We start from the raw sequence: 4,677 nt of genomic DNA on the forward strand, positions 1-4,677 counted from the left end.
GGGGGGGGGGGGGGGGGGGGGGGGGGGGGGCGCCCCGGGGGGGGGGGCCCCGGGGGGGGGGGCGGGGGGGGGGGCGGCGGGGGGGGGCCCCCCCCCCGGCCCCGGTGGGTGTGGCCCCTAGCGGGGTGCCAGTGCGAAGTCGGCGGTGACCGTACCTCCCTTGACCAACTTGACTGTGCGGGTAGCCGGACGGTAAGTGTCCGCCGCCACGATGATCGTCAAGTTGCCGTCGGAGACCGGCCGCCACAACCGGTAGCCGCCTCGGGCGTCGGTGGTCAGTGTTGTGTCGCCGTTCTTGGAGTCGACCTCTACCACTGCGCCGGGCAGCGGCACCGCGCCCCCGCTCGTGGCGCCGGTGACTGTGCCGGACAACTGGCCCCAGCCGGCTGGCGCGGTCACTGACATGGTGACCGGCAAGGTGACCGACGCATAGGGGGTGTCGCTGTCCACCACCAGGGCAGCATGGTGGTCACCGTAGTCGGTCGCGCCCATCGCGGTCGCGTCCAGTGTTAGCTTGACCGTGACGGACTTACCGCCCTTCAAGGTCAGCGACGTGGCGCTCTCCGACAGCCACGGCACGTCGGTGTGAGCCGCGTCCAGCCCGGGCAGTTTGATCGCGGTCGCGGTATTCACGCCGTCCGCGTCCACGCCGCCGATCACGTACCAGCCGGGAGCGGCCTGGGCGAGTGCCAGCGGCTGTGGCAGTCCGGGCAGCGCCGACCAGCTGTCGTCCGCTGGGTCGTACGCGTATGACCGGCCGAGCACTGTATTGGTGCTGTCCTGCACACCGCCCGCCACCAGCAGGCGTCCGTCCGCGCTGGTGCCCGCCCCGCCCCAGAAGTCGCCCGGGGCGTCCGCGACCCGCTTCCACACGCCAGTGGCCGCGTTGAGCTGGTAGGTGCTTGCGGTGTCGACCTCACTGCCGTCTGGCAATGTGCGTCCGCCGCCGGCGCAGATGAGCGTGCCCTCGACGGTACCGCAAGAAGGGTAGGAGACGCGTTCCGGGTAGGGCTTGCCGCTCGTCCAGCTATCGGTGACCGGGTTGTAGATCTGTACATCGTTGGTGCCACAGCCAGTTGAGATGGTGCAGCCGCCGATGACGTACAGCTTGTCGCCCACGACGCCGCTGCCGGAAGACCCGAAGCCGAGCGGGGCCTCGGCGATCTGCGACCAGGTGTTACTCGCGGGGTCGTAGACCTCTCCGCTGCGGATGCCCACGCCTGACCGGTCACGGCCGCCGGTCACGTATAGCTTGCCACGGATGAAACCGTAGGCGGGTACGTACCGCAGCGTTACCGGAGAGGCAAGCTGCTTCCAGGTGCCGGAACTCTGGTCGTAGGAGCGGAAGTCGGTGCTCCAGATGCCGTCCATGGTGGCACCGAGGCCGGTGTAGAGCACCCCGTTGTTCACTGCGGCCAGTCCGCCCTTGACCGCCTCCGGGAGATCGGTGAGGGACTGCCAGGACTGTCCCGCGGCAGTGGCCGCGGACCTGGCAGTGGTGCTTGCGGTGGGCGCTGCGTTGGTCTTCAGTGCGGGCCTGGGCATGGTCGTGGCCAGCGTGATTTTGCTGGGCGCCGAGGTGCCGGGAGAGGCGGTCGCCTGCGTCGTACCAGAGCCCAGGCGTTGCTCACCGAGTGAGAAGGTCACCGGGGAGGCACCGGTATTGGTCAGTGTCACATTGACCGACTTGCTGTTCCCCCATGCGACCGGGGCTGAGACGGAGGATTCGGCGGAGGTCAGCTTGGCGGGGTGCAGGACGAAGTCGGCTGCGGTGGCCTTGTTTGCTGCGACATTGACTTTCGAGCTGACCGCCGGATAACCGAACGAGGACAGGTCGGCAGTGAAGTTTCGTTTGCCGGTCAGGCTGGAGAAGAGCCAGTAGGCGCCATCGCCGAGCGCTGGATCGCCAGGGGAGACCACTGCACGGGTGGTCTCCGCGGGGGCCTCGTTACTGGTCACCATTGCACCGGGCACACCGGCAGTGGTGTTGGAATCGGTGACGTGGCCGACGAGCAGGCCGCCCGGCAGTGCCTGAAGGCTGCGTGTGCCGATTGCCACATCGTCCACCTCCCAGATGCCGGTGAGACTGCCGGTGAAGTGGAAACGGATCCGCACCGAGGACTTACCGGCGTAGGTATCGAGCGCCACGCTCTCATGGGATGGCCCGGCCACCACGTCGTCGTGATGCCATACGTTGGTCCAGACGGCACCGCCATCGGTGCTGATGTCCACATCGGCGGTTGCGTCATCGATGCGGTAGGTCGGCGGCAGCGCCGACTCAAAGTCCAGTTGCGGGGCCTTCTCCTTGCTGAAGTCGTAGAGCGGACTGATGAGTTCGGTGTCTACGGGGAACCAGCCGAGTGCGAAGTCGTCTACCTGCGCGAAGTGCCCGGTGCCGCCGGTCTGGTTGCCTCGGTTGAGGGGATCGTCGAACTGCCAGCCACCGGCAGTAGTGTTGTTCTTGACCGTCCAGCCGCCCGGCGTGCTGGGGGCATCGAAGTGCTGTTGCTCGCCGCCGTGGTAGGTGATCTGATAGCCGGCCGGAAGGGTGCCGTGATCGCTCATCGGTGGGACCAGGTCGACGCCGGTGACCGGCTTGTCGGTCACCGAAACCGTCCGGGACGTCGGCTGGTATCCAGCCGCCAGCGGGCTGACGTTCACCTTGTAGTCGCGGTTCATCGGCACGGTGATCTGGTACGCCCCGGTCGCCGGATCACTGTAAGTCTCGCCTGGCATGCCGTCGAGGGTGATTTTGGCGTAGACGCCCCAGCCGTGGCCACTGTCCTTGACTGTGCCGGAGATGGCCTGCGAGGGTATCGCGATCAACGCGATGTCCTTCACTAGGTCTGTGTCGTCCGGGAGGTGAAGGGCGCCGAGATCTTGATCGGCGTAACCGAACGCGCCGACCTTGGCGGGGTAGTCGCCGGCCGGTACGTCCAGCCGGTAGCTTCCGTCCTTGCCGCTGACCGCGTGGTAGTCGCCCAGGTCGATCGCCGCATCGGCGATCGGCTTGCCGGTGGTTGCGTCGGTCACCGTGCCGTGGACCGAGCCATGCGGACCCGACTTGAAGGCGGCCACCCCGTTTGGGGTACCGAGACCGGTCGGACCGTCGTAGCCAGGTTGCGCGGCACACAGATAGGCCGGGTCGCAGTGCGGAGTCGTACCGAAGTTGCAAAGCGAGGAGTCCGGGCAACTGGCATTATCGCCGGTCGTCACATCATTGAGTGCTGACTGTGCGCTATACGGGTAGGAGTTGGGGTACGTTCCGATGACAGGACGTCCGGCCAGCGCGTACGTGCCGGCGATTATCGGGGCGGCCGCGCTGGTGCCACCGTAGATATTCCAGCCGCCGTCGGAGTAACTGTTGTAGACAGCTACCCCGGTCCGCGGGTCGGCCACCGCGCTGACATCGGCGACGCTGCGTCCCGCGCACCCCGAGTCCGTCTGGAAGGCCGGTTTGTCCTCGGCCTGCGAGCAGCCAGAGCCGGGAGCTCCCCAGGACTGGCTGCCGTCGGCGTGCGTGACAGCCGAGTTCCAGACCGACTCGCTCCAGCCGCGAGAACCGCTGTCGCGGGTGAGCGAGGTGCCACCGACCGACGTCACGTACGGCGAAGACGCCGGGTAAGTGACGCCGTAGCCGCCGTCACCGGAGGAGAAGACCAAAGCGGTGCCGGGGTGGTCGAAGTATGCGGCGTCGGTGGCAGGTTCGCTCGGGTCGTCGGTGTACGCACCGTAGGAGTTAGAGATGTACTGGGCGCCGAGGGCCACAGCGGTGTTGACCGCCGCGCCGAGCGACTCGGTGCTGTTGTCGTCCGCCTCGACCAGCATGATGTTCGCGTCCGGTGCGATGGCAGAGACCATGTCGAGGTCGAGTGAGATCTCGCCAGCCCAACCGCCGTCTGGTTCCGGGTAGTTCACTCCACCACGCTGGTCGACCTTGCGGAAGCAGCCGCTCTGCGCGGTGCAGGCGGTCAGCCCGTACTGTTGTCGGTAGACCGCCAGGTCGGCTTCCGCAGCCGGATCGTCGTAGGCGTCGATGATCGCGATGGTCGTACCGGCCCCACCGTTGGCGGGCAAGTTGTACGCCGAGTGCAGATCGGCCGGGGACAGGCCGGCAGGTGCGGCGTCACCAGCACGCTGCAAGCCGAGCGTCTGGCGCACGTCGGTGCGGCGGAAGGAGAAGCAGCTGAACGCCCCGGGTTTGGGGGTGCCGCACAGTGGTTCTGCGGAGACGGTGCCGGCAGCGCCCGCCGAACTGGAGGACTCGGCTGTGGCGCTCTGCGGCAGCAGTACGGTGAGCAGAGAGATCAGGACCACCAGCGCAGTAGCGATCGCGGGTCTCTCGGCCCACCGTTTGGGAGCGCTCCCAGGCGCAGGTGCTTGTGGGGAAATCGCGAGCAAAGGATGTCTCCAGGGGATCTGATGCTGCCGGGACCACGTATCCGCCCGATGTCAGGTGGACACGGTGTGACACACAATCCTCGTTGGGTATCTGCCTGGTCAACGCGGGCCGATGGCGGCATGCCGCCGTGGCGGCTTCACGCCTGGCACACGCGAATTCCGCCTAGTGACCTGCGCCAGCAGTCCGTCGTTAGATTTTTGATGAGTACTTCTGGTGGTGTGTCGGTGCCTCGGCGGGGTCCGAAGTTGGAGCCGTTGCTGTTGGTTGATGACGAG

1 protein-coding gene is annotated in these 4,677 nt (G+C 67.2%); it reads right to left on the minus strand.

From position 1 onward, the window contains the following. Nucleotides 1-117 precede the first annotated feature (117 nt). Nucleotides 118-4,317, minus strand: coding sequence for a carboxypeptidase regulatory-like domain-containing protein (locus ACIP98_RS41910; RefSeq protein WP_401982085.1), 4,200 nt, complete (start codon nucleotides 4,315-4,317; stop codon nucleotides 118-120). Nucleotides 4,318-4,677 lie beyond the last annotated feature (360 nt).

The organism is Streptomyces sp. NPDC088354 (assembly GCF_044753585.1).
Classification (GTDB): Bacteria; Actinomycetota; Actinomycetes; order Streptomycetales; family Streptomycetaceae; genus Actinacidiphila.